Source organism: Salinigranum marinum (assembly GCF_024228675.1).
In the GTDB taxonomy this organism is placed as follows: domain Archaea; phylum Halobacteriota; class Halobacteria; order Halobacteriales; family Haloferacaceae; genus Salinigranum; species Salinigranum marinum.
Window position 1 is genome coordinate 3,694,217 of the sequence record NZ_CP100461.1, and the last position, 22,605, is coordinate 3,716,821.

The following is a 22,605-nucleotide window of genomic DNA, read 5'->3' on the forward strand; positions in this document are numbered from 1 at the left end:
CACGGCTGGGAACGGCTCGACCGGGCGCGCGTCCGGTCAGTCCGACGCCGGCGTACCGCCCGACTCGGACGCCTCGTCGGTCGCCCCGTCGTCGACGAGGGTCGGCGTCTCGGGCGTGACGTCGGCGAGTCGCATCGCGTTGCCGGTGACGCCCAGGCTCATCCCCATGTCACCGACGACGATCGCGTGGATGACCGACACGAGGCCGAGCGGCGCGCCGACGGCGAGGACGGCCTTGACAGCCAGCGACGACCAGACGTTCTGTCGGATGACCCGACTCGTCCGCCGGGAGAGGGTGACGAGGTACGGGACCCGCACGAGGTCGTCGCTCATCAGCGCGACGTCGGCCGTCTCGATCGCCGTGTCGGTGCCCGCGGCACCCATCGCAACGCCGACCGAGGCCGTGGCGAGCGCGGGCGCGTCGTTGACGCCGTCGCCGACCATCGCGACCGGCCCGTGGTCGGCCGCGAGCCGCGACACCGTATCGACCTTCTCCTCCGGGAGCAGGTCGGCGTGGACCTCGTCGACGCCCACCGCCTCGCCGATGACCCGGGCCGTGCGCTCGTTGTCGCCGGTGAGCATCGCGGTCCGGACGCCGAACTCGCGGAGGCGGGCGACCGTCCAGCGTGCTTCGGGGCGGACGGTGTCGGCGACGGCGACGACGCCTTCCAACTCCGACTCGGTCCCGACGAGCACGACCGAGGCACCCCGCGCCTGGAGCCGCGGCACGACGTCCTCGGCGAGGTCGACGTACGTCCCCTCGTCGTGGTCACAGCGGCGGGTCTGGAGCCCTCCGTCGGTCCGGAGGTCGGCGTCGAGGTGTGCGTGCCCGAGGTCGAAGCCGAGGTCGGCGAACAGCGCAGGCTTGCCTGCGTAGTGGGTGACACCGTCCAGGTCAGCTTTCACGCCCTTGCCGGGGATCGACTCGAACGCCGTGATCGCGCGCTCGTCGACCCCGCGGTCGTCGGCGTGGTCAACGATCGCCGCCGCGATCGGGTGTTCGCTCCGCGCTTCGAGCGCCCGGGCACAGGCGAGGAGCTCGTCTTTATCCCTGTCACCGAGCGGCACGGCGTCCGTGACGCTCAGCTCTCCGGTGGTGAGCGTGCCGGTCTTGTCGAACGCCACGACGTCGACGTCGGCCATCGCTTCGAGTCGGTCGCCGCCCTTGACGAGGACGCCGTTGCGCGCGGCGCTCGTCACGGCCGAGACGACCGAGACCGGCGTCGAGATGACGAACGCGCAGGGGCAGGCGACGACCAGCAGCGTGAGGCCGCGGACGAACCAGGTCTCGAACGGCGCGCCGACGACGAGGGGCGGGCCGAACGCCGTGAGGAGCGCCCCACTGACGATGACCGGCGTGTAGTACCGCGCGAACCGGTCGATGTACCGTTCGTGGTCGGTCCGGGCCTCCTCGGCGTCGGCGACCAACTCGACCACCTGCGCCAGCGTCGACTCGCTCGCGGTGGCGGACGCCTCGACCTCGAGGTAGCCCTCGGCGACGATGCTGCCGGCGTACACTTCGGCGTCCGGAGCCTTGTCCACCGGGACGGACTCGCCCGTGATCGGCGACTCGTCGACCGCGCTCTCCCCGTCGGCGACGACGCCGTCCACGGGAACGCGCTCGCCCGGACGAACCACGACGCGTTCCCCGACGGTGACGTCGTCGACCGGGACGACCCGTTCGTCACCGTCGCGGAGGACCGTCGCGGTGTCCGGCGAGAGGTCGACGAGCGCCTGCATCGACGAGCGGGCGCGGTCCATCGAGAACCGCTCCAGCAACTCGGCGACCGAGTACAACACGGCCAGCGTCGCCGCCTCGAACGGGAGGTCGACCGCGAGCGCCGCGACGACGCCGACGCCCATCAGGAGGTCGACGTCGAGCGAGCGGGTGCGCACCGAGTAGTAACCGTTGCGGAGGATGGCCTGCCCGGCGACGAGAGCGGCGAGCACGAGCGCGAGCCACGCGACGGTGATCTCGCGACTGCCGACGGTCCCCACCAGCGGGTCGACGGCAGGCACGACGTACTCCAAGCTCCCGCCGGCCAGGAGCAACGCCGCCCCGACCCCGGTCTTCAGGGCGCGTCGCGACCGCCAGACGTCCCGCGAACCCGCGGCGTCGTCTGCGTCGGCCTCGACGGTGTACCCCGACTGTTCGACGGCGGCGACGACATCCCCCCGCGAGGCACGTGTGGGGTCGACCGTGACGACGAGGGTCCCCGACGCCGGACGGGTCTCGACGGTTTGGATCCCGCCGACCGTCGAGAGGCCGTTCTCGACCTTCCCGGCGCAGGAGGGGCAGTCCATCTCCGGCACGGACAGCGTCAGCCGCTCGTCGGTCTCGACGGCGTACCCCGCCCCCTCGACGGCTCGATGGATCGCCGCCGGCGCGGTTTCGTGGTCGTCGTAGCGGACGACGAGCGTCCCCGACGTCGGACGGGTCTCGACCGACCGAACCCCGTCGACGGTCGCGAGCGCCTTCTCGACCTTCCCGGCACAGGAGGGACAGTCCATCTCCGGGACCGAGAGCGTGCGCTCGGTCCCCCCGCCGGAGCCGTCGCTCGAACGGCGTGCGTGGGACGACCCGGTGGTCTCCGTCGCCGCGGTGTCGGCCGCGTCGACGGAACACCCGTCGTCACAGCCGCACTCGCCGGCACCGTCGCCCTCACCGTTGTTCATACGCCACGGTAACGGACGGTCGGTTATTAATTCACCTATCACAATTCCGGCCAAGAGTGCGAATTTTTGCTAATCAAACCAAAGTAGGTTAATAACCCGGCCGGTCGCTGTCGCTCGCGGGGCGTGAGCGGCTGAGAGGAGTAAGCCCCCTTCTGTTCGTCCCGGCATTCGGCTGAGCGTCCGCGTCCTGTCCCGGGGGGACCCGGGGGCACGTCGGGGAGCGCCCGACAGCGCCGTCCGGACTACCTGATGGCGCGGACTTGCACCGGTGAGGATTCGCCGTTCCATCCGTTCTCGACCCGCGGCTCGCGGGCGGTGCCCGCTCGCAGACGAGGGACGACCGTCCCTCGCAGCCCTCGGTGGGTTAACTCCCCTCCCTCGCGGTCGGGTTCGCACCCCGGTCGGCGGTGCCGACGCGGGGGATACACCTCATCGGTCGGGCCGAGGGGTCTCGTTTCTGTTCCAGAGCCAGCCGTCTCCGACTCCGGGCTTGCGCCCGGTCACCTGTCCGGACGGTGGGGGGACTTTCCTCATGGCCACCTGTGTAGCCACGGGAGCCGGGCTCTCTCTGCCACCCGTCCGTAGCGCCGACTGGCGGTTAAGCCGTTCGGTGTCGTCGAAACGGGTCGGGGCCGGCCCGCGCTTCGATCGGGCGCGGCCGACGGAAACCCTCACGATTCTTCTCGTGTGAAAGGAAGGGTTCAAGTCGCCAGGCTTCCTCTGGATGGGTATGTCGGAGGCGCAGACCGTTCGCCTTACATACGAGGATGGGGCGCGTGCGGTCGAACTGGCCAGGGAATCCGTCGAATCGTACGTTTTGCACGGCCAACGGGAACAACCGGGGAGCATGCGTGACGCCTTCTACGCGCGAACCGGTGCGTTCGTCCGCCTCCAGTCGACGCGCGGGCGGGGTCGCCTCCGTGGTTGTGCCGGCGCGTACCGAGGCAAGGACCAACTCGGACACGCCATCGTCGACGCGGCCATCCAGGCCGCGTCGGGCGACTCCTGTGGTTCGGAAATCGAAGCGCAGGAACTCCCGCATCTGAACATCTCCGTCTGCGTCGTCTGTAACCATCTTCTCACTAACGATCCCCTCGCCGACCTCGAGCTCGGCCGCCACGGGGTCGCCGTCGACAGCGGCGGGAAACACGGCTGGCTCTACCCCACGATCCCCGTCGAGAACGACTGGTCGAAAGAGGAGTACCTCACCCGCGTCTGCCGCAAGGCCAAGCTCTCGCCCTTCGCCTGGCAGACCGACGAGACGATGGTGACGCTGTTCGAGGGCCAGGTCTTCCGCGAGCGCAACGACGGCGGGAGCGTCGAAGAGCTGTAAACCCAGCTTTTTACTGCGGGGCCTCGGCCGCCTCCGGCGGCCTCGACCCACTCGCAAAAAGCTGGATCAAAAACTCCGCCCGAAGTACGCAAGCGAAGCGAGCGCACGGAGGGCGGTCGCTGTGCCCGTGCGGACTTTCAGTTCGAATCCATCCTCTCCTACGCCGTCCAACGACGCTTCTGCCCCCGGGTTCAGCCGCCGAGGACGACCATCGCGGCAAACCCGAAGACGGCGACCCCGACTCCGTAGCAGCAGTTTGCTGTCGACCGTCAGCTATCGGTCTCGTTCGACATGACGGCCCAGTATATCTCCCACGAGGGAGACGGTGCGACATGGTCGACGTAGGCGAACCCGCCCCTGATTTCACCGTGCCCCGCGCCGGCGGCACGGCGTACGACGATGTCGAGACGTTCACGCTGTCCGAGACGTTCGGCGACGGACCGATCGTCCTCGCCTTCTACCCGGCCGCCTTCACCAGCGGCTGTACCGCCGAGATGTGTGCGTTCCGGGACTCGATGGACTCCTTCGACGACCTCGACGCGGGAGTGTACGGGATCAGCGTCGACCTCCCGTTCGCCCAGAACGTCTGGATCCAGCGCGAGCGACTGAACTTCCCGATGCTCTCGGACTGGACCCACGACGTCGTCCACGCGTACGACGTGGTGCGCGACGACATGTACGGGAGTATCGAGGTGGCGAAGCGGAGCGTCTTCGTCCTCGATTCCGACGGCGTGGTCCGCTACCGGTGGGTCCGCGACGGCGACAACCCCGACTTCGAGGCGTTCGTCTCGACCGTGAGGGACGTGGTCGCGGAACTGGTCGCGGGCGACGAACCGGCGTAGGCCGATGGGGTCGGTTCAGCCGTCTTCGTCGCCGTAGCCACACAGCGCCGCGTCCGCCTCGGCCCGCGCCGCGGCGGCGTCGATACCGAGGTCGACCCCGTCGACGAGTTCACCGTCGCGGATGAGTGGTTCGAGGAGCGCCTCGCCGTCGTCGGGTGCGGGGTCGTCCCGCCGCCGGATCAGGTGTTCGCCGTCGGGCGTCCGGTACACCTCCTTGACGCCGCCGAGTTTCCCGCGTTTCGCCCCCGCGGTTCCGTCGACCTCGACGATGTCGAGCGCGAAGTCGACCGGGTCGGCGTTCGAGACGTAGCCGCCGACGCCGAAGCCGTCAGCGACGTCACGGAGGCCGCGGAGCTGGACGGGGTCGAGACCGCCACTGGCGAAGATCCCCACGTCGTCGAACCCCTCGCTGTCGAGCGCCCACCGCACCTCCCGGAGGATGTGCCGGAAGTCGCCCCGCCTGGAGGAGGTGGTGTCGAGGCGGACGCTGTCGAGGGCGTCGACCGCCCGCGCGGCCCGGAGGCTCTCGTCGACCTCGTCGCTGTAGGTGTCACAGAGCGCGACACGGGGAACGTCGTCACCGACGCTCTCGTCGAACGCGCGCCACGCCGTCTCTTGGTTGCCGGGCCCGAAACAGATGACGAGCGCGTGGGGCATTGTCCCCGAGGCCTCCCTTCCGAGTACCTCCCCGGCGGCCACGTGCGAGAAGCCGTCGAGGCCGGCGACGAGGGCGCTCCGTTCGACCATCGCGGCGATCGACGGGTGGACGTGCCGCGCCCCGAACGAGAGCACGAGCGAGTCGGGTGCCGCCGTTCGAACGTCGAGCGCGGCGGTGGCGACGCCGCTGGCGTGACTGAGAAAGCCGAGCAACGAGGTCTCGTAGCGGGCGAAGTCGAGGTACCGGCCCGAGATGCGCATCACGGGACCGCCGTCGAACAGCCGACCCGCGGGGACGGCGTCGACGTCGACGGCCAGTCCCCCGAGGAGCGTCGCGGCGTCCTTCACGCCCGCGAGGAGCTCGAACCCTCCATCGGAGAACTGATCGGCGGTCACCTCCGCGACGACGTGGGGGTTGCGACCGGCCGCCTCGAGCGTCTCCGCCGTGCGCTCGAAGTACGCGTCGGTCGCCCGTCCCGCCGCGATGGCGTCGGGCCCCACGATGTCGAAGTCGGTCATACGCGTCGTTGCGAGCGGGACGTGAAAAGTTCACTCGTTCAGTCCTCGACTTCGAAGAGGAATCGTCTTCGAGGCGGGTACGCCGAACCGTGCTTCTGTGAGATCCTGCGCGCCGATAGCCACGCTGATGCGGTGGCGCGACGGCCGCGGCGCTGGCCCGTTCCCGTGAGGGGTCCGAACGGAGGCCAGCGAGCCCGGTGTCTCGCCCGGCGATCCGGCGCGAGCGATGAGCGAGCGGAGCGAGGGAAGTGCGGGGCCCGGAGCGTCCCGCTGGGCGTGCGAGGTACGAGGGGCGGAGTCACCGAGAGACGTGAAAGCGCTCGGATTCGGAACTACCCGCCGAGGAGGTGTTTTCGGCGGTGACCTCTTGCGCTCGGTCTACCCACTCGTGATCCGGGAACGGGGCTGGCTTCACGTCGTACGTGTAACGGTAGTTGCGTTCGCCTGCATCGAGTGTAACATCGAACGCGTAGACCACTCCGGCTTCGACCCCAAGCCGGAGTGTCCCGTTGACGACTGGTGGGGCGCGGGTGTCCGTGCGGCTACCAGTCGCTCGGTAGGTAACGACACGGACACCGTGATGCGTCGTCGTGTCGGTGGCTTCCCAGGTGTACGCGTGGAGAACGGTCGGGTGGCGCCCGAGGTTCGTGGGAGCGACGCTTCCGTAGTGCCGGTCGTACCGGTAGTACGCGTCGGTGGCCTCGTGGTAGACGAAGGTGCCGTCCGATTCGAGTTGCTCGCGTTCGCGTGCTGAGACACCATCGGCCGGCTGGACGAACGCGTACGTCGAACCGTTCAGGTAGACCCTGGCATCGTTCCAACGCTCGCCGACGATCTCGCCCGTGGAGGAATTGATGTAGTAGTTCCCTTCCACGAGTGGGCGCTCAGACGGCGCCGTGTAGACGACTGCATACGACGCCCAGTGCTCTCGAGGGCTGTGTGAGACGTTCCTGTCGTCGGCGTTGAGCGCCGAGAAGTTGACGTGGTCCGGCCCAGTCCCTTCGGGGTACTCTCGATCGGAACTCGGGGATGGTGTACCGTCGAACGGCGTCACAGGCCCGACACAGCCGGCCAGAGCGACTGTCGTAGCCAAGAGAACGATCGTAGGGTGTCGTTTCATCGTTTTGTCGAGACACTCCGAACGGGCGGAGAATAATGATCCTGCTAGGTCAAATAGTCACTGCAGTCCTGTTGAAACCCTCGCCTGAATAGCGGGCGCGAATCCGCGGTGTGGGTAGGGTCGACCCCGATCGAAGAATCGCTACCACAGTCGACAGACTTACCATTTTACCAACTGTCGTCCGTGCCATGTCACGCCCGCTGAGCGACGCCCTCCACGGCCAGCAGCTTCGAGACGCCCTGTTCGTACTCGGCGCGACCGGTGGATTCCTCTTTGTTGCGGGGTTCTTGGGCTACGGTAACTTCGCAACAACACTCCCCGGTGTGGTATTACTCGTGCTGATCGGGTCTCTCGGGTTCTGGCTGAGCCGATCGGTGAAGTAGCATACGCGACTTTGCGGCCGTTCTGCAGAACGGTTCTTCGAAACGAACACCGGTGCCGCGACGAATGCACCCGCTGGATACAACACCGCGCTGGTCTCGATCGTGGGCGACTCCGACGTGACCGACGTGACCGACGGGCCGTTCAGCGCGGGCGGACGTCGCCCAGATCGCTGCTCGTGGGCGCGTTGACGATCACGACCCGCGTACCCGAGCGGGTGACGCGGAACGCGTCGGCGTACGGCCCCTCCGAGACGACCCAGACGCGGTCGGCCTCCTGGGTCGCACCCTGGGCGCGGAGGACCGCCCGGTAGGCCTCGTGGAACTCACGGGCGTCCGCCGTGGAGTCCCACTCGGTCACCCAGACGTAGCCGTACTCCGCCGCGGAACCCGAGCCCTTGTGGTAGGGGAAGACGCGGTCGTTCGCCCAGCCGGTCGAGGGTTCGGCGGCGTAGTTGTACGTGTCGTAGTCGCTGTCGGTATCGAACAGCCCGCGGGGGTCGACCGTCTCGGCGTCAGCCGAGCGCGCTTGGTTCCACAACATGGCGTAGATCGACGCCTCGCCGACCGTGTCCGATCCCTCGACGCCCTGGTCGGGGTAGAGCGCCCAGCCGTTCCGTGCGCGGTCGGTGTACTCGATCGGCACCGGCTCCTCGTCGGTGACGTGGATGATCTGCTCGGTCGACTCCGGAGGTGCGTCGAACTCGGCGTTGACGGCGTCCCAGCCGCCGTTTTCCTTCCGCGAACTGACGTACACCGGGCCGTCTGAGTACGGCTGGAAGACGGTCAGGAGGATTCCCAGGTCCGGCTGTGGACCGTCCGATCCGCCGCTCTGTGCGGGGGTCGCGACGCACTCCCACTCGCCACTCGCACACCGCCGGGTGTACTCGCGCTGGACGTAGTTGGCGTCGCCCTCGATGAGTCCGTCGATGGCGAGGTCGCCGTCCTGCGTGTCGCCGCGGTACCGCGCGGAGGTGAGGTTGAACCGCTGGTCCTGGGCGGCGTGGACCAGTTCGTGGATGAGCGTCGAGTTGCGGATGACGGGCGAGTCGGGCGTCTCGGTGATGACCTTGATCTCGTCGTCGACGGGCGCGTAGAAGCCGACGACGGAGCTCCCCTGGGTGTCAGAGAGCTGTCGCTGGACGTTCTCGTCCTCGCCGGAGATGAAAAGCGCCTCCCACACCTGGTTGTTCCAGGCGGCGAACTCGCTCTCGGCGGGTGTGGGCACCTCGCTCGACCCGTTTCTGTACTCCGAGCGGGCGATGATCTCGACGGGGACCTCGGACTCGAACTCGATGTCGCGGAGGTACTCCACGCGGGCCATCGACCGGCCGACGAATGCGTCGAGTTCCGCGTCCGAGAGCCCGTCGGACTGGTCGACGTCGATCGACTCGTTGTACCAGTAGCCCGCCTCCCAGCCGAGCCGGTCGGTCTCGGGATCGGCGGGGGCGTCCGCGGACGCGCCGCCGCTCCCCCCGTCCGCCTCGTCGCCGCTGATCGCGGGCGGTCCGTCCACGAACGGTGCCGAACAGCCGGACAAGACGACGAGGACGACGACGAAGAGCGCGGAGGCGTGGGACCGCTTCATACCGACTGCATGGGTCGGACGTTCAAGAAGCTTGTCGGCGTCGTCACTCGGGCCCGGAAGGCTTAGTCACGGGGACCCAGTACGGGAGGTATGGACGGCCACGGTGGGCACTCCGCGACGCGAACCCGGCGCGACACGGTTCGCTTCTACCTGATCGACCACCGGACGGCGGCGGGCAAGGCGATCGACGTCTGTCTGCTCCTGTTGAACCTGGTGTTCATCGGCATCTTCGTCGCCGAGACGTATCCGCTCTCGCCGGGCCAACGCGCCGCCCTCTGGGCCGCCGAGGTGGTGATCGCCGCCGTCTTCACCGCCGAGTACGTGCTGCGGCTGTACGGCGCGCGGAACCGGCTCGCGGAGGCGACGAACCCGTACACGGTCGTCGACCTGCTCTCGATCCTCCCGACGTTCGCCGTCTTCGCGGGGCCGGGCGTCATCGCCGGTGCCGGCGGCCTCGGCGTCCTCCGACTGCTCCGCGTCGTCCGGGTGCTCCGCTTCTTCCGCTTCACCCGCGACGAGGAGTTCTTCTTCGGGGCGGTCTCCGTCGAGACGCTCCGGGTGGTGAAACTACTCATGACCGTCGCCGCGATCTTCTTCGTCTCGGCGGGGCTGTTCTACGACTTCGAACATGCCGTCAACCCCCGCGTGCGGACGTTCGGTGACGCCTTCTACTTCACCGTCGTGACGCTCTCGACAGTCGGCTTCGGCGACATCACGCCGGCCACCGAGGCCGGTCGGTGGGTGACCATCGCGGCCATTCTCGCTGGCATCATCCTCATCCCGTGGCAGGCGTCGAAGATCGTCCGCGAGTGGACGCACAAGGACAGACAGAACGTCGCCTGCCCGGACTGTGGACTCGAATACCACGACGCCGACGCCTCCCACTGCAAGGCCTGCGGGCACGTCATCTACCAGGAACACGATTCGCGGGAGTGATGGGTAGTCCGCGCTCGGGGTCGGCGGCGTGTCCGCCTCGCCCTCGATACGCTGCCCCGACCCGCCGTCTCACTCCCCCACGTCGAACGTGTAACAGACCGCCGTCCCCGAGAGTGCCTCGGTACCGTCGTCACGCGTCACCTGGGTCTCCAGTTCGGTGATCGGCTTGTCCTCCCGGACGGCGGTCACCTCGACCGCGCCGGTGATCGTGTCGCCCGGCCGCACCGGGGCCGTGAACTCCCAGTTCACGCTCATGAACACCGTTCCAGGCCCCGGGAGGTCCTCGGCGACGACGGCGTTGAGTATCCCGCTCGTCACCCCGCCCTGCACGACGCGCTCGCCGAACGGGGTCGCCGCCGCGGCCGCGTCGTCGTAGTGGAGCGGGTTTGTGTCGCCCGTGATCTCGGTGAAGTACTCGATGTGCTCGGGGCGGATCTCGCGGGAGCGTTCCGCTCGGTCGCCCACCTGCGGTGCGCCGTTCGGCCAGACCGACTCGTGTTCGGTCATCGTCTACATAGCGACGCGGACCGGCAAAAGGACGCCGTCGGGGTGGTGCGGCGGACGCACACCCTCGGACCTACTCGAACGCGAACTCGCTCGCGACGAACAGGAGCGTCCCGCCGACCGCGGCGGCGAGGAACGCGGCGACGGGAGCGTCGACCGGCCGCGCGGAGACGACGAATGCGCCGGCGAGCGCCGCGCCGACGAGCGCCGCGCTCGCGACGAACAGGAGCGACCAGACGACTGTCTCCGCGAGGCGGAGCGTCTCGGTGACGGATCGGCCGGCGTCGGCCACGGGTGAGAGTGTCATACGGGACGATCGGCCGTGCGGTACATCGACCTGTCGGTGGGTCGTTTCACGCGGGCCGCTTCGCGGCGTCCGTCCGAGATTGCCAACGGCTATCCGTGTCGAGCGTCTTCCGACGGTATGGACTACGAATCGTCGCTCGACCGTGCGATCGACGCGCTGCCGGAGCGAACCGGAACCGAAGAGAGACGCCTCCGCGTGCCCGATCCCGCCGGCGAGACGGACGGGGCGTTCACACGCCTGACGAACCTCGGCGCGATCGCCGACGCGCTCTCGCGGGAGCCCGAACACGTCCACCGGGCCATCCAGCGCGAACTCGGGACGGCGGGTCAGTTCGACGGCGACCGCGCCCGCTACAACGGCTCGTTCACCGTCGCGGACTTCGACGCCGCCATCGAGAAATACATCGAGGAGTTCGTCCTCTGTAGCGAGTGCGGCCTGCCGGACACCCGCCTGACGACCGAGGACGGCGTCGACATGCTCCGCTGTACGGCCTGTGGGGCGTTCCGTCCCGTCGAGAAGCAGAAGCGCCAGACGACCACGCAGACCCCCCGCGACGTGATCGAGGAGGGCGAGACGTACGAGGTCGAGATCACCGGCACCGGCCGGAAGGGCGACGGCGTCGCCGAGCGCGGCAAGTACACCATCTTCGTCCCCGGCGCGCGTGAGGGCGAGGTCGTCTCCGCGCTCATCGAGAGCATCAGCGGCTCGCTGGCGTTCGCGCGGAAAGTCTGAACCGGAGCGGAGCGAGTGCGTTTTTACAGGCTGTCGAGGAAGAATGCCCCGGGGCTTGACCCCGAGGCGATTCACGGTCGGCGCATGGACCCCGACGACCGGTGGGTGAGGTGAGGCGCTGAGTGGCGAGTGAGAGTGGCGTACAGCCGCTAGGGCGGTGACACCACGGCCCTCCCCAGCCGATGCCCCCTCGCTCACTGCGTTCACTCAGTCGCTCATCCCTCGCGCCGGGTCGCGGTCAGAGCCGCGACCGTCGCGCCACCGGGGCCGTGCTGTCGGGACAGGGAGTGACGAGCCGGTCCCGACGACACGCTTTTTCACCGGTCCGGTCGACTCCCGGGTATGGAGTACACCACGTTCGGCTCGACGGGGACGACCGTCTCGCGGATCTGTCTCGGCTGTATGAGCTTCGGCACCCAGTGGGACGACTGGACGCTGGACGCCGAGGAGAGCCGCGCGGTCATCGAGCGCGCCATCGAGTTGGGAATCAACTTCTTCGACACCGCCAACGTCTACTCGTACGGCGAGTCAGAGGAGATCCTCGGCGAGGTCTTAGGCGAGTACGACCGCGACGAACTGGTCGTCGCCACCAAGGTGTACGGACAGATGCGCGAGGACGACCCCAACTCCGGGGGGCTCTCCCGCAAGACGATCGAGCAGGAACTCGACGCCTCCCTGTCGAGACTCGGCATGGACACCGTCGACCTCTACCAGATCCATCGCTGGGATTACGACACGCCGATCGAGCAGACGTTGCGGGCGCTCGACGACCAGGTACGAAGAGAGAAAGTGCGACACGTCGGCGCGTCGTCGATGTGGGCCCACCAGTTCGCCGAGGCGCTCCACACCGCGGAACGCGAGGGGCTCGAACGGTTCGTCTCCATGCAGAACCTCTACAACCTCGCCTACAGGGAAGAAGAACGCGAGATGCTCCCGCTCTGCGCGACGGAGGGCGTCGCCGTGATGCCGTGGTCGCCGCTCGGCGCGGGCTACCTCACCCGCCCCCACGACGAGTTCGAGTCGACGACGCGGGGCGAACACGAGGCCGGCGTCGGCCGACCGTACAAGGAGGGCGGCGGGATCGAGGTGAACGAACGAGTCGAAGAACTCGCCGCGGAGAAGGACGTGAAGATGGCCCAGATCGCCCTCTCGTGGCTCTTCCACAAGGAGTGGGTGACGACCCCTATCCTGGGAACGTCGAGCATCGAGCACCTCGAAGACGCGGTGGAGGCGCTCGACGTCTCGCTGTCGGACTCCGACGTCGAGTGGCTCGAAGCGCCCTATCGACCCGTTCGAGTGTCGGGGCACGAGTAGACCGGTCGTCGAGGACGCAGGCTTCAGCGGCGATTGGTGCGCGGGTCGAGTGCTACTCACCCTCGTCCACGACCGGGATCTCGATTCCTCGAACCTGCCCCCGACCTGACGCCGACCCCTCGCGGGCGCGCTCGCGCCAGAACGCATCGTCGAGGTACCGCTCGTCCGTGGCGTGATAGCCCAGCGCCCGCGCGACCGGGCCGACCGTCTCGCCGAGCGCCCGCTGGATCGCGTACGGCGCGCCCGTGAAGTACGTCTCGTCGAGCGTCTCCTCGGCCATCGCCATCGCGCGAAGGAACTCCGGCCGCCCCTGCTCGTCGACCTTCCCCTCTTGGGCGAGGCCGAACAGCGTCACGACCACCGCGCCGAGGCGGTCGTTCGGCGGGACGGTCCGGACGCGCATCGTGGCCGCTTCGTCGCCCTCGTTCCGGAAGGTGTGGGGCGTGCCCGGGGAGACGCGGACCTCGGTGTCGGGCCCGAGTCGCCGTTCGCGGCCGCCGACGCGGAAGGTGACGGTGCCGTCGCGGACCGTGAACCGCTCTTCGGTCGTGCGGTGGACGTGTTCGGCCGGCCCCTGTGCGCCCGGGTCGAGACGGATCTCCGCGGCTCCCTCGTCTCCCGGCACGTCGAACAGCGAGACGCCAGTCACGGGGTTCGAGACGGGTACGCGCTCGTCGGTCGCTCCCTCGGCCATACGCGTCCAGTCGGCGTCGTACGGAAAGACGGTTTCGCCGTCACGGGGGCGGACGTGTCGCGCCGCTGGGCGTCTCAGACGCGGTCGACCGCGGCGTTACAGCGCAGACACAACACCGTCTCGGCGACGTAGTTGACGTCGTTCGCGCCGCAGTCGGGACACCGGAACGCGTCGACGCCGTACTCGGTCGATCCCCGAGGGGCGAACAGCCGGCCGTCGTCGACTCTCACCTGTAGCAGCGATCGGAGCCGCGACCGCTTGAACCGGACACGGTGGCCGAGCGCGTCCGACCCGCTCGACCCGTGGAGGTCGCCCCAGTCGAGGTCGTCGGGCCGCGACAGCTGGAGCACGGCGTCGGTCCCGGCCTGGAGGAGGGGCCGGGTCGTCCACTCCGCCGGCGCGTCGGGGTCGGCGGCCGCGTAGCCGTCGGCGGCGCGGTCGTACGCCGCAGCGGCGCGGTCGGCGTCGCCGGCAAGGGATCGAAAGTCGCCGGTCCACTCGTGGCAGGCGGCGCGCTCGACGGCGTGGTCAAGGACGTGCTCGCGCTGGTCACTGCTGAGAAGAATACCCTGGCCGGCGCGGTTGCGGGCGCGGTTGTCGGCCCCGGCGACCCGGTAACAGACTCCCGCCAGGAAGAGCGCGGCGAGTGGGTAGCCGACCCACCCGGCGTCGTCGGGATCGAACGCCTCACGCCGACGGCCTTCGAGACCCGCCAACCCCCCGTAGGCGGCGAGCGTATACTCGTCGCCGGCGTCGGCGTACGCGTGGGTCGAAAGCGCGCGGATGGCCCGGTCGCGGTGGTTCAGTTCGCCCTCGTCTCCGTGCCCGCCGCCACTGTTCGAGGTCACGAACCGGGGTACGGACCGAGCGGTATCAAGCCCGCCGACCGCGGCGGCACGGCCCTCCGCGCGCAGGTCGCGGTCGCGGTCGGTCTCTACCGTGAGGTCCGGCACCTCGACGGGATGGCCGGACCCGTCGACGGCGGTGAGGTGCCGAGCATCTCGACGTTCGCCCTCGCCGCCGCCGTCGGAACAGCCCACTGACGAGGCCGGGCGTCGAGTGGTGGGGAAACCGTCTCAGCCAGGACGGACGTCGGGACACGAGTAGCGACCGCCGATCAGCACAGCGACGGTTCCGAACACGTTGCGTCGGTCACCCGGGAACCGCGTCGACCTCGCCAAGGAACGCCTCGACTGCCTCGAAGTGGTCGTCGGGTTGTTCCCAGAACGGCATGTGACTGCTCTCGTTGAGTTCGACGAGTTCGGCGTCTGGGAGTCCGTCCGCGAGGTCTCTGCCGAGGTCCGGGGAAAACTCATCGTAGCTGCCCGTGAGGACGAGCGTCTGAACGTCGAGTCCAGCGAGGCGGTCGGAGACGTCCCAGCCGCGGAGGCGTGCGGTCTCGGCGACAGTGAACTCCGTTGGGCCCCACATCAGGCCATAGACATCGTGGTTCATCTCCGCGAACGCGCGCGAGAGCGACCGCGGGAACGACTCCGTCCGGCAGATGTGCGTCCTGATGAGTTCCATGAGCGCCGCCTGGAACTCCGGGGCGTCGAACGTCCGACTGGCTTCGTGGGTCGCGATGGCTTCGCGTGACTCCTCCGAGAGCGTCTCCACGGTCTCGCGGACGGCATCGTGCGCGGAGGCCATGTCCGCGAACGTGTTTGCGAGCACGAGGCCTGCCACCCGCTCGGGGTACGCGAGGGCGTACTCCAGCGAGAGCATGCCACCCCACGAGTGACCGTACAGGTGGATCTGCTCCGCGCCGATTGCCGCACGGAACGCCTCGACCTCCTCGCAGTAGTGATCCACGGTGTAGCGGTCGAAGTCGCCCGTCGCGGGCCCGTCGGAACGGCCGACACCGAACTGGTCGTAGAGGTAGACCGTCCGCTCACCGCTCCCGTGGGCCGCGAGCGGCGCGAGGTAGTCGTGGGGGATGCCTGGTCCTCCGTGGAGGCCCACGACAGTCTCGTCTCCACTCCCGAACCGACGGAAGAACAGTTCGTACCCGCCCACGTCGAGGTACCCCTCGCCGTGGTCCCGTTCGAAGTAGTCGTAGGTCGTCATTTTTTCTCCTCTCTGGCTGGACGACCCGAACGGACATAAATATATCATTCAATTGACTGTTAATGGAGTGTCTCGAGCGACGGAGCGTGGCGACGCTCACTCCCCGTGGTGGGCCCGTCCCAGTTCGCACAGCTCCTCGTCACGGTCGGTCTCGACGACGAGTTCGGGGACTGGCTGTGGGCTCCCCTCGGTGTCGACGGAGACGAAGGTGAACGTCGAGTCGCTCGTGCGCTCGGACTCGCCCGTGCGCGGGTCCTCGCGGTCGACGCGGATGCGGACCCGAACGCTCGTCCGGCCGGCGTCGTACACCCACGACTCGACGACGGCGATCTCCCCTCTCGGGATCGGTCTCCGAAACTCGAGGCTCTCGACGCGCGCCGTGACGCAGGTCTCGCCCGCAAAGCGCATGGCACTCATCGCGCCGATCTCGTCCATGAGATGCATCACGATGCCGCCGTGGGCCGTGTCGTAGTTGTTCGTCTGGTTCGGCTGGATGCGTTCGCGGTTCTGGATGTAGGTGTCCGAGGGCGTGGGCATACAGGGAGAGGGCAGGCGAGCGACTTACCACTGGCGCGACCGCTCGCGCCACCCCATGGGCCACGTGGGACGCGGCGAAAGCGTGAGGTGCCCTCGCGGCTTCGTCCGACCGTGACCGACGCCGACAGCGAGACCGCGGTCGGGAGGCGCGTCGCCGACGTGTTCGACGCGACCGTCACCGGAGTTACGGAACTCGACGGCGGGATGGTCGGGACGGTCTACCGCGTCGCGTTCGCCGCGCGCGACCCGGTCGTCGCCAAGACGGGGCCGACGCCGCTCGACGTCGAAGCGCGGATGCTCCGGTATCTCGCCCGCTACTCGTCGCTTCCCGTCCCCGCGGTCGCGTACGCCGACGCCGACCTCCTCGTCCTCGCGTTCGTCGCGGGGTCGTCGACCACGACGCCCGCCGTCGAGCGTGACGCCGCTACGCGGCTCGCCGCGCTCCACGACCGGACGGCGGGGGCGTTCGGGTTCCCGTTCGACACGCTCACCGGCCCGCTGGCACAGCCGAACCCGTGGACGGCCTCGTGGATCGACTTCTTCCGCGAGCACCGACTGCGGCACGTCTCGGACCTGGCGCGGGTGGCGGGGACGCTCGCCCCGGACACGCACGACCGGCTCGACCGCGTCGCCGCCGATCTCGCCGACCTCCTCACGGAGCCGGCCCGCCCCGCGTTGCTCCACGGCGACGTCTGGACCGAGAACGTCCTGTCGAGCGACGGCCGCGTCCGGGCGTTTCTCGATCCGGCCTGTTACTACGGCCACCCGGAAGTAGAGTTGGCGTCCGTCGCGTGGACGGACACGTTCGACGCGGCGTTCTTCGAGCGCTACCGCGCCATGCGCGGCATCGACCCCGGCTTCGCGGATCGCGAGCGCGTGTACCGCCTCTTCCCGCTGGTCGTCCACGTCCACCTCTTCGGCGGGGGCTACCGTGAGCGACTCGACCGGTCGCTCGCGGCGCTCGGCTACTGACCCCGGTCGTACGTCCGGACGAACGCGCTCCCCACGCTGACACGGACGAGGCGGTTCTCGGCCCACGCGTCCTCGCTCGCGTCGTACTTCGCGTTGATCCGCCGCGTCGCCGCGCGGGTGGCGGCCTCGTCGTCGACCACGCGGGCCGTGCCGAGCAGCGTCACCGTCCACTGAGCGTGGCCGTGGTGGTCCTTCTGGACCGACAGCGCGACGCGGGGGTTCTCACGGACGTTCGCGAGTTTGCGCCCCGTGGTGACGAGTTCGATCACGTCCCCGTCGGGGTCGTACAGGTACCACACGGGGGCGACGTGCGGTCGCCCCTCACGGCAGGTCGCGAGATGTGCCATCAGCGGTTCGCTCGTGAGCAGTCGTTCGGCTTCTCGGGGGACGTCGGACATGGCACACTGAACGGTCGGCGTCGGCAAAGGCCTGCCGTGGCGGCCTCACAGCCGCAAGAACAGGAGTACGACGCCGTAGAGGGTCGCGATGGTGGCGAAGCAGACGAGGATCGCGACGATCACCACCGTGCTCGACGGGATGACGATGTCCCCCGACAGCAGCGCCATCGGTGACGATCCCCAGAAGAGCTGCTGGAACGGGTAGAACACCGCCAGACAGAGCGCGAGCAGTCCAGTGACGATCAGTCCGAGCGGAACGAGCGGATCCTCGTACCCTTCGGCCGACCGCACACCTCTACTCATCAACGACGAAGAAGGTCCGCGTAAACATAAATATTGTCCAAGTCATTCAACTCTGATATCGGTCCGCCGTGGATCGCACTCCTCAACCGCGACCGACGGCCCGGATCACGGTCTCACTCGTCGTCGGGGTCGAACTCGAGCGCGGCGGAGTTGATGCAGTAGCGCTTGCCCGTCGGCTCGGGGCCGTCCTCGAATACGTGTCCGAGGTGGCCGTCGCAGGTCGCACACAGCACCTCGATCCGGTGCATCCCGTGGCTCGTGTCCGTGCGCGTCTCGACGTTGCCGCCGAGCACGTCGTAGAAGCTCGGCCACCCGCTGTTGGAGTCGAACTTGGTGTCCGAGTCGAACAGCGGCGTCCCACAGCCGGCGCAGGCGTACGTGCCGTCCCCGGACTTCTTCAGGAGGTCACCGCTGAACTTGGGTTCGGTGCCGCGCTCGCGGAGCACGCGGTATGCCTCCGGGGAGAGGCGCTCGCGCCACTCGGCGTCGGAGTCGGGCAGGTCGCGTGCGTCCGATGTCGACTGATCCATACTCGGGAGAGGGGCTGGAAGGAAAAGAGGGTTTGCCGGACGGCGTCGGCTCGCACCGGGACCACTCCTCGACGCACGTCCGCTCACACCGTTCACACCAAGCCGCTCGGCGCGCGTCAACCGTTGCGGCGGAGCATCTCGGGGAGTCGCACCCGTTCGAGGTCGTCGAAGCCGTAGTCAAGGAGTCGCGCGCGGGTCACGGCGGTGGGGACGCTCCCCTTGGGCCGGCGGTCGTCGGTGTCGTCTCGCGCGGACGGCGGACCGGCGACCGGTTCGGTGTCGACGAGGGCGTCCCAGACCGCCTCGTGGTCCGCGAACTCGCGGCGGTTGTTCTTGGCGCGCTGTTGTCCCTCCTTGAACGAGAGTTCGAGGACGCTCCGGCGGTAGGCGGTGTCGGCCTGCTGCATGATCCGCCGATACTCGTCGGGGTGTCGCTCGCCGAGGACCGCCGCGACCCCGAGGGCGTACATCCGCTTGAGCGCCTCGTCCTCCGAGAGACGTGTCCAGTCGAAGCCGAACGCGTTCTCGTACATCTCGCTCACGCGTCGACCTTGGTCGAGGGGTCGATCACGAGCCCGCCGTCGGTGAACTCCGCCGAGCGGATGTCACAGTCGATGTTCGTCCCCCGCATCTTGATCACCTGGACGCCGCGTGTCATCCCGCCCGCGTCGAGGTAGTTGTGGAAGAACACGACCCCGTGGGCGAGGTAGTGCTCGTCGGCGTACGACGTCGGGTCCGTCATCTCCGACACCAGCAGGGTGGTGGCGTCGCCCTGTTTCAGCGCGGTGAGAAACCGAGTCATCTCCTCGGAGCCGTTGGCGAAGAACAGCCGGAGGAGCATCGTCGAGTCGATGATGAGTCGGTCGACGTTGCGCGAGTTGACGAACGCCACGATCTTGTCGGTCAGCGACTTGACGCTCGAGGAGCCGCTCCCCTGCGAGAACTGGTTGAGCACGTGCTTTCCCTTGGGGCTCACGAGGTTCAGAAAGCGGAAGTTGTCCGAGTCGGTGAGCGTATCGAAGCCGAACTCGTAGCCCGACATGTCGTTCACCAACTCCTCGCGCGTCTCGTGCATCGTGATGTACATACACTGTTCGCCGTTGCGCAACCCCTCGGCGACGAACTGCGCGGTAAAGGTCGTCTTCCCGCTGCCAGGCGGACCGCTCAGGACGTACAGCCGTTCGGGGAGGAATCCGCCCCCGACGAGGTCGTCGAACCCGCTGACGCCACTCCGGATTCTCATAACTCGACCCACACGACACCGACGCATAACCGTTTTCCACCAGATATCAGGTACGATAACTAACTGATATCACAGAACACGGTTCAGTCTGTGTGTTTTTCGACGATACGGCTGTGAATACACGCCGTTCGAACTGGAACGACACGCCCCGCCGTGAGCCGGTGCGGCCCGGCCGCCCGGCGGGGCCGAGCCCACGGCGGGAGCGAGCGTCACTCGGGGTACAGTTCGGTCTCGGTCTCGATGGCGTCGATACGGGCGAGATCCGCGTCGTCGAGCGCGAGGGTCGCGGCGCGGCGGTTCGAGCGGAGATGCTCGCGTGAAGAGGCCTTCGGAACCACGGCGAGCCCCTTCGCGCGGAGCCACGCGATGCTCACCGCCGCAGGGGAGACGCCGTGGCGCTCGGCGACCGCCACGACGGGGTCGAGGTCGAAGACGCGCCCGCCGGCGAGCGGCGAGTACGCGACGACCGCGTAGTCGTGTTCGCGGGCGTCGGCCACGAGGGCGGGACGGCGAAACAGCGGATGGTACTCCGTCTGGTGGGCGACGATCGGGGCGTCGAGGTGATCGCGGGCGGTTCCGAGCTGGTCGACAGTGAAGTTGCTCACGCCGACGTGTCCGATCAGTCCGTCGTCGACGAGGGCGTCGAACAGCGGGAGCGTCGTCTCGGGATCGTACGGCCCCCGGGGACGGTGGAGGTACAGCAGGTCGATGGTGTCGACGCCGAGTCGCTCGCGCGAGGCCTCGACGGAGTCACGGAAGCGGTCGGGGGCGAGTTCGTCGACCCACACTTTCGTCGCCACGAGCACCTCGTCGCGGTCGACGATCCCGCGGTCGACCGCCTCGCGCAGCCCCGCCCCGACGACCGCCTCGTTCCCGTAGATCTGCGCCGTGTCGAGGTGGCGGTAGCCGAGGTCGAGCGCCGTCGCCACCGCTTTTCGCCCCGACTCGCCGTCGAGCCCCATCGTTCCGAGGCCGACCGGCGGGACGACGCCGTCGCCCGGTTCGCGGTCGCTCCCTCCCGCGGGGTCGACGCTCACCGCGCGGCCTCCGACTCGCTCACTGGCACGCGGTCGAGCGCCAGCAGCGCCGCCAGCGTCTCGACGTCGTACGTCGGCTCGGTGTCGAGCGCGTGATCGCGGCGGTGCGGTCGGCGGACGAACGCCGTGTCGCAGCCCACGCTGTCGCCGGCGACGACGTCCACCCAGCTGTCTCCGACGTACAGCGTCCGCTCCGCCGCGACGTCCAGATCGTCGAGGGCGCGGTCGAGGTAGTGAGTCGCCGGCTTCTTCCGCGCGAGGCTCTCCGGGACGGGCTCCCGTCCGTACACGGTCTCGAACCACGAGCCGATAGCGAAGTGATCGAAGAGGAAATCCAGCGTCATCTGCTGGTTCGAGCTCACGACGCCCCGCGGGAGGTCGATGGCGTCGACCGCGTGGACGTCGTCGTAGAGGCGCTTCTCGCCGCGGTGGACGGCGTCGACCTGCGCCCGCGAGGCCGTCTCGTCGCGGACGCGCCAGAACTCGTCGGGCGCGAGGTCGTACGTCTCACAGACGGCGGCGAGATCGTCAGGCGAGACGCCGATCGTCACCCGGTCGACGTCCTCGGGCGCGGGGTCGACGTCGAACGAGTCGAACGTGGCGACCGCCGCCTCCCGGAGGACGGAACGGTCGACGAGCGTCGTCAGGACGCCGTCGTTGTCGAAGATCACTGCGTCGTAGGCGTCGTCGGTCACGGTTTCTACCGAGAGAGCCTGAGTAAAGAGGGTACCGGGCGGCGGGCGCGTCCCGGCGTCGTGTGGCTGGCACGGCCGCTGCGATCGTGATCGACGCGTGCCGACCCGGGATCGACGGCTCGCGTGCACGCGTGGCCGCGGCCACGACACATTTGAGTACTCTCCCCCAACACCCACTCATGAGCTCACTGTGTATCGTCGGCGCGGGCGCGGCCGGCGCGGGCGCGGCGTACGCCCTCCGGGATACGGCGATCGACGTGACGGTGCTGGAGAAGTCCCGCGGCGTCTGCGGCCGCGCGGCCACGCGCCGGAAGAACGGCTGTCGCTACGACCACGGGGCCAACTACGTCAAGGACCCCGACGACCGCACGACTGAGCTGCTGTACGAACTCGGCGAGGACGGACTGTTCGACATCGACCAGCCTGTGTGGACGTTCGACGGCGGGGGTCGGATCAGCGAGGGAGACGGCCGCGACGAACACAAGTTCGGCTGGACCGAGGGCCTGACACAGCTAGCGAAGCGCCTTCTCGCCCGGACCGACGCCGAAGTTCGGAACGGGACGCGCGTCGCGTCGATCGACCGCGAGGGCGAGCGCTGGTCGCTCACGGATACCGAGGGCGGGGGCCACGGCCCGTTCGACGCCCTCCTCCTGACGCCGCCGGCCCCACAGACCGCGGCGTTGCTCGCCGACACCCGGTGGGACGACGGCCGACTCCCCCGCCTCCGGGAGGCCGTCGGGTCGGTCCCCTACCGGACGGTCCGGTCGTACCTCCTCCACTACCCCTTCGAGATCGACCGGCCGTGGTACGCCCTCGTGAACCTCGACAAGGAACACGATATCGGCTGGCTGTCGCGCGAGGAGTGCAAGCCGGGGCACGTCCCCGACGGGGAGTCGCTGCTCGTCGTGCAGATGTCGCCCGCGTGGTCGACGGCCCACTACGACGACCCGCTGGAGGAGTCGGTCGGCGTGGTTGGGGAGACGGTCGCCGACCTGCTCGACGACTCGACGCTCGCGGAACCGGACTGGTACGACGACCAGGGCTGGCGCTACGCACAGCCCGACCGGGCGGTCACGGACGTGGTTTCCGAGGCCGAATCGGCGGGGCTGTTCTTCGCGGGCGACTGGGTCGTCGGCGAGGGGCGGGTCCACGCGGCGTTGTGGAACGGGATCGAACAGGGCGAGCGCGTGGGCGAGCACCTCGCGACGTCCGTGCTGTGAG

At 68.7% G+C, this 22,605-nt stretch carries 26 protein-coding genes and 1 other RNA gene; 9 read left to right on the forward strand and 18 right to left on the reverse strand.

Features of this window, described 5'->3' with window-relative positions:
- Nucleotides 1–36: 36 nt before the first annotated feature.
- Both NKJ07_RS18485 and rnpB read right to left on the reverse strand, forming a co-directional pair.
- Nucleotides 37–2,676, reverse strand: coding sequence for a heavy metal translocating P-type ATPase (locus NKJ07_RS18485; protein WP_318568256.1), 2,640 nt, complete (start codon nucleotides 2,674–2,676; stop codon nucleotides 37–39).
- A 129-nt stretch (nucleotides 2,677–2,805) separates the two neighbouring features.
- Nucleotides 2,806–3,249: RNase P RNA component (gene rnpB, locus NKJ07_RS18490), an RNA gene on the reverse strand.
- Nucleotides 3,250–3,406: 157 nt separating this feature from the next.
- On the opposite strand from rnpB, the gene NKJ07_RS18495 reads away from it, so the two are divergent.
- Nucleotides 3,407–4,009 carry a TIGR00296 family protein gene (locus NKJ07_RS18495; RefSeq protein WP_318568257.1) on the forward strand — a complete coding sequence of 201 codons (603 nt, stop codon included), beginning with the start codon at nucleotides 3,407–3,409 and terminating at the stop codon, nucleotides 4,007–4,009.
- A 332-nt stretch (nucleotides 4,010–4,341) separates the two neighbouring features.
- Nucleotides 4,342–4,851, forward strand: coding sequence for a redoxin domain-containing protein (locus NKJ07_RS18500; RefSeq protein ID WP_318568258.1), 510 nt, complete (start codon nucleotides 4,342–4,344; stop codon nucleotides 4,849–4,851).
- 15 nt (nucleotides 4,852–4,866) lie between these two features.
- On the opposite strand, the gene NKJ07_RS18505 is transcribed toward NKJ07_RS18500, so the two are convergent.
- Both NKJ07_RS18505 and NKJ07_RS18510 read right to left on the reverse strand, forming a co-directional pair.
- Nucleotides 4,867–6,027: a nicotinate phosphoribosyltransferase gene (locus tag NKJ07_RS18505; RefSeq protein WP_318568259.1), complete on the reverse strand. Its 1,161-nt coding sequence runs from the start codon at nucleotides 6,025–6,027 to the stop codon at nucleotides 4,867–4,869.
- 298 nt (nucleotides 6,028–6,325) lie between these two features.
- Complete coding sequence (locus NKJ07_RS18510) at nucleotides 6,326–7,081, reverse strand: hypothetical protein (RefSeq protein WP_318568260.1); 756 nt, start codon at nucleotides 7,079–7,081, stop codon at nucleotides 6,326–6,328.
- A gap of 254 nt (nucleotides 7,082–7,335) precedes the next feature.
- On the opposite strand from NKJ07_RS18510, the gene NKJ07_RS18515 reads away from it, so the two are divergent.
- Nucleotides 7,336–7,530 carry a hypothetical protein gene (locus NKJ07_RS18515; RefSeq protein ID WP_318568261.1) on the forward strand — a complete coding sequence of 65 codons (195 nt, stop codon included), beginning with the start codon at nucleotides 7,336–7,338 and terminating at the stop codon, nucleotides 7,528–7,530.
- A gap of 142 nt (nucleotides 7,531–7,672) precedes the next feature.
- Here NKJ07_RS18515 and NKJ07_RS18520 read toward each other — a convergent pair whose 3' ends face one another.
- Nucleotides 7,673–9,115, reverse strand: a complete 1,443-nt coding sequence (locus tag NKJ07_RS18520; protein WP_318568262.1) for an Hvo_1808 family surface protein — start codon at nucleotides 9,113–9,115, stop codon at nucleotides 7,673–7,675.
- Between the two features lie 90 nt (nucleotides 9,116–9,205).
- Here NKJ07_RS18520 and NKJ07_RS18525 point away from each other — a divergent pair, with 90 nt between their 5' ends.
- Nucleotides 9,206–10,051 (forward strand): potassium channel family protein, encoded by an 846-nt coding sequence (locus NKJ07_RS18525; RefSeq protein WP_318568263.1) that lies wholly within the window; start codon nucleotides 9,206–9,208, stop codon nucleotides 10,049–10,051.
- Nucleotides 10,052–10,120: 69 nt separating this feature from the next.
- On the opposite strand, the gene NKJ07_RS18530 is transcribed toward NKJ07_RS18525, so the two are convergent.
- Both NKJ07_RS18530 and NKJ07_RS18535 read right to left on the reverse strand, forming a co-directional pair.
- Nucleotides 10,121–10,558, reverse strand: a complete 438-nt coding sequence (locus NKJ07_RS18530) for a MaoC family dehydratase (protein ID WP_318568264.1) — start codon at nucleotides 10,556–10,558, stop codon at nucleotides 10,121–10,123.
- A 70-nt stretch (nucleotides 10,559–10,628) separates the two neighbouring features.
- The gene (locus tag NKJ07_RS18535) at nucleotides 10,629–10,862 is read right to left on the reverse strand and encodes a hypothetical protein (RefSeq protein ID WP_318568265.1); all 234 of its coding nucleotides are present in this window, start codon (nucleotides 10,860–10,862) and stop codon (nucleotides 10,629–10,631) included.
- A gap of 117 nt (nucleotides 10,863–10,979) precedes the next feature.
- On the opposite strand from NKJ07_RS18535, the gene NKJ07_RS18540 reads away from it, so the two are divergent.
- Nucleotides 10,980–11,594 carry a translation initiation factor IF-2 subunit beta gene (locus NKJ07_RS18540; protein ID WP_318568266.1) on the forward strand — a complete coding sequence of 205 codons (615 nt, stop codon included), beginning with the start codon at nucleotides 10,980–10,982 and terminating at the stop codon, nucleotides 11,592–11,594.
- Nucleotides 11,595–11,936: 342 nt separating this feature from the next.
- Nucleotides 11,937–12,908, forward strand: a complete 972-nt coding sequence (locus NKJ07_RS18545; protein WP_318568267.1) for an aldo/keto reductase — start codon at nucleotides 11,937–11,939, stop codon at nucleotides 12,906–12,908.
- A gap of 52 nt (nucleotides 12,909–12,960) precedes the next feature.
- On the opposite strand, the gene NKJ07_RS18550 is transcribed toward NKJ07_RS18545, so the two are convergent.
- Complete coding sequence (locus NKJ07_RS18550; protein WP_318568268.1) at nucleotides 12,961–13,602, reverse strand: cupin domain-containing protein; 642 nt, start codon at nucleotides 13,600–13,602, stop codon at nucleotides 12,961–12,963.
- Nucleotides 13,603–13,676: 74 nt separating this feature from the next.
- Nucleotides 13,677–14,450: a hypothetical protein gene (locus NKJ07_RS18555; protein ID WP_318568269.1), complete on the reverse strand. Its 774-nt coding sequence runs from the start codon at nucleotides 14,448–14,450 to the stop codon at nucleotides 13,677–13,679.
- Between NKJ07_RS18555 and NKJ07_RS18560 the strand changes: the two genes are divergently transcribed.
- Nucleotides 14,424–14,645, forward strand: coding sequence for a hypothetical protein (locus NKJ07_RS18560; RefSeq protein ID WP_318568270.1), 222 nt, complete (start codon nucleotides 14,424–14,426; stop codon nucleotides 14,643–14,645). The genes NKJ07_RS18555 and NKJ07_RS18560 overlap by 27 nt on opposite strands.
- A gap of 109 nt (nucleotides 14,646–14,754) precedes the next feature.
- Here NKJ07_RS18560 and NKJ07_RS18565 read toward each other — a convergent pair whose 3' ends face one another.
- A complete protein-coding gene (locus NKJ07_RS18565; protein WP_318568271.1) occupies nucleotides 14,755–15,669 on the reverse strand; it encodes a proline iminopeptidase-family hydrolase in 915 nt (304 codons plus the stop codon).
- Nucleotides 15,670–15,765: 96 nt separating this feature from the next.
- Nucleotides 15,766–16,206, reverse strand: a complete 441-nt coding sequence (locus NKJ07_RS18570; protein ID WP_318568272.1) for an acyl-CoA thioesterase — start codon at nucleotides 16,204–16,206, stop codon at nucleotides 15,766–15,768.
- A 111-nt stretch (nucleotides 16,207–16,317) separates the two neighbouring features.
- Between NKJ07_RS18570 and NKJ07_RS18575 the strand changes: the two genes are divergently transcribed.
- Complete coding sequence (locus tag NKJ07_RS18575) at nucleotides 16,318–17,178, forward strand: fructosamine kinase family protein (RefSeq protein ID WP_318568273.1); 861 nt, start codon at nucleotides 16,318–16,320, stop codon at nucleotides 17,176–17,178.
- Here the strand turns inward: NKJ07_RS18575 and NKJ07_RS18580 are convergent.
- The 7 genes from NKJ07_RS18580 to NKJ07_RS18610 form a co-directional block, all read right to left on the reverse strand.
- Nucleotides 17,172–17,576 (reverse strand): pyridoxamine 5'-phosphate oxidase family protein, encoded by a 405-nt coding sequence (locus NKJ07_RS18580; protein WP_318568274.1) that lies wholly within the window; start codon nucleotides 17,574–17,576, stop codon nucleotides 17,172–17,174. The two genes, NKJ07_RS18575 and NKJ07_RS18580, sit on opposite strands and share 7 nt — an antisense overlap.
- A 45-nt stretch (nucleotides 17,577–17,621) precedes the next feature.
- Entirely contained in the window at nucleotides 17,622–17,879 is a 258-nt protein-coding gene (locus NKJ07_RS18585) for a hypothetical protein (protein WP_318568275.1), read from the reverse strand.
- Between the two features lie 113 nt (nucleotides 17,880–17,992).
- Nucleotides 17,993–18,409, reverse strand: a complete 417-nt coding sequence (msrB, locus tag NKJ07_RS18590; protein ID WP_318568276.1) for a peptide-methionine (R)-S-oxide reductase MsrB — start codon at nucleotides 18,407–18,409, stop codon at nucleotides 17,993–17,995.
- A gap of 116 nt (nucleotides 18,410–18,525) precedes the next feature.
- Nucleotides 18,526–18,942, reverse strand: a complete 417-nt coding sequence (locus NKJ07_RS18595; protein WP_484593990.1) for a DUF8057 family protein — start codon at nucleotides 18,940–18,942, stop codon at nucleotides 18,526–18,528.
- Nucleotides 18,943–18,947: 5 nt separating this feature from the next.
- Nucleotides 18,948–19,652, reverse strand: coding sequence for an RAD55 family ATPase (locus tag NKJ07_RS18600; RefSeq protein WP_318568278.1), 705 nt, complete (start codon nucleotides 19,650–19,652; stop codon nucleotides 18,948–18,950).
- A 209-nt stretch (nucleotides 19,653–19,861) separates the two neighbouring features.
- Nucleotides 19,862–20,614, reverse strand: a complete 753-nt coding sequence (locus NKJ07_RS18605; RefSeq protein ID WP_318570494.1) for an aldo/keto reductase — start codon at nucleotides 20,612–20,614, stop codon at nucleotides 19,862–19,864.
- A 71-nt stretch (nucleotides 20,615–20,685) separates the two neighbouring features.
- Nucleotides 20,686–21,384 (reverse strand): HAD family hydrolase, encoded by a 699-nt coding sequence (locus NKJ07_RS18610; RefSeq protein ID WP_318568279.1) that lies wholly within the window; start codon nucleotides 21,382–21,384, stop codon nucleotides 20,686–20,688.
- A 179-nt stretch (nucleotides 21,385–21,563) separates the two neighbouring features.
- Here NKJ07_RS18610 and NKJ07_RS18615 point away from each other — a divergent pair, with 179 nt between their 5' ends.
- The gene (locus NKJ07_RS18615; protein ID WP_318568280.1) at nucleotides 21,564–22,604 is read left to right on the forward strand and encodes an NAD(P)/FAD-dependent oxidoreductase; all 1,041 of its coding nucleotides are present in this window, start codon (nucleotides 21,564–21,566) and stop codon (nucleotides 22,602–22,604) included.
- Nucleotide 22,605 lies beyond the last annotated feature (1 nt).

Coding starts and splice junctions, on each gene's coding strand:
- NKJ07_RS18545 (WP_318568267.1), top strand. CDS start 11,937: ATGGAGTACACCACGTTCGGCTCGACGGGGACGACCGTCTCGCGGATC.
- NKJ07_RS18535 (WP_318568265.1), bottom strand. CDS start 10,862: ATGACACTCTCACCCGTGGCCGACGCCGGCCGATCCGTCACCGAGACG.
- NKJ07_RS18540 (WP_318568266.1), top strand. CDS start 10,980: ATGGACTACGAATCGTCGCTCGACCGTGCGATCGACGCGCTGCCGGAG.
- msrB (WP_318568276.1), bottom strand. CDS start 18,409: ATGGATCAGTCGACATCGGACGCACGCGACCTGCCCGACTCCGACGCC.
- NKJ07_RS18595 (WP_484593990.1), bottom strand. CDS start 18,942: ATGTACGAGAACGCGTTCGGCTTCGACTGGACACGTCTCTCGGAGGAC.
- NKJ07_RS18525 (WP_318568263.1), top strand. CDS start 9,206: ATGGACGGCCACGGTGGGCACTCCGCGACGCGAACCCGGCGCGACACG.
- NKJ07_RS18570 (WP_318568272.1), bottom strand. CDS start 16,206: ATGCCCACGCCCTCGGACACCTACATCCAGAACCGCGAACGCATCCAG.
- NKJ07_RS18500 (WP_318568258.1), top strand. CDS start 4,342: ATGGTCGACGTAGGCGAACCCGCCCCTGATTTCACCGTGCCCCGCGCC.
- NKJ07_RS18565 (WP_318568271.1), bottom strand. CDS start 15,669: ATGACGACCTACGACTACTTCGAACGGGACCACGGCGAGGGGTACCTC.
- NKJ07_RS18550 (WP_318568268.1), bottom strand. CDS start 13,602: ATGGCCGAGGGAGCGACCGACGAGCGCGTACCCGTCTCGAACCCCGTG.
- NKJ07_RS18515 (WP_318568261.1), top strand. CDS start 7,336: ATGTCACGCCCGCTGAGCGACGCCCTCCACGGCCAGCAGCTTCGAGAC.
- NKJ07_RS18580 (WP_318568274.1), bottom strand. CDS start 17,576: ATGTCCGACGTCCCCCGAGAAGCCGAACGACTGCTCACGAGCGAACCG.
- NKJ07_RS18520 (WP_318568262.1), bottom strand. CDS start 9,115: ATGAAGCGGTCCCACGCCTCCGCGCTCTTCGTCGTCGTCCTCGTCGTC.
- NKJ07_RS18530 (WP_318568264.1), bottom strand. CDS start 10,558: ATGACCGAACACGAGTCGGTCTGGCCGAACGGCGCACCGCAGGTGGGC.
- NKJ07_RS18585 (WP_318568275.1), bottom strand. CDS start 17,879: ATGAGTAGAGGTGTGCGGTCGGCCGAAGGGTACGAGGATCCGCTCGTT.
- NKJ07_RS18605 (WP_318570494.1), bottom strand. CDS start 20,614: ATGGGGCTCGACGGCGAGTCGGGGCGAAAAGCGGTGGCGACGGCGCTC.
- NKJ07_RS18600 (WP_318568278.1), bottom strand. CDS start 19,652: ATGAGAATCCGGAGTGGCGTCAGCGGGTTCGACGACCTCGTCGGGGGC.
- NKJ07_RS18485 (WP_318568256.1), bottom strand. CDS start 2,676: ATGAACAACGGTGAGGGCGACGGTGCCGGCGAGTGCGGCTGTGACGAC.
- NKJ07_RS18505 (WP_318568259.1), bottom strand. CDS start 6,027: ATGACCGACTTCGACATCGTGGGGCCCGACGCCATCGCGGCGGGACGG.
- NKJ07_RS18495 (WP_318568257.1), top strand. CDS start 3,407: ATGTCGGAGGCGCAGACCGTTCGCCTTACATACGAGGATGGGGCGCGT.
- NKJ07_RS18615 (WP_318568280.1), top strand. CDS start 21,564: ATGAGCTCACTGTGTATCGTCGGCGCGGGCGCGGCCGGCGCGGGCGCG.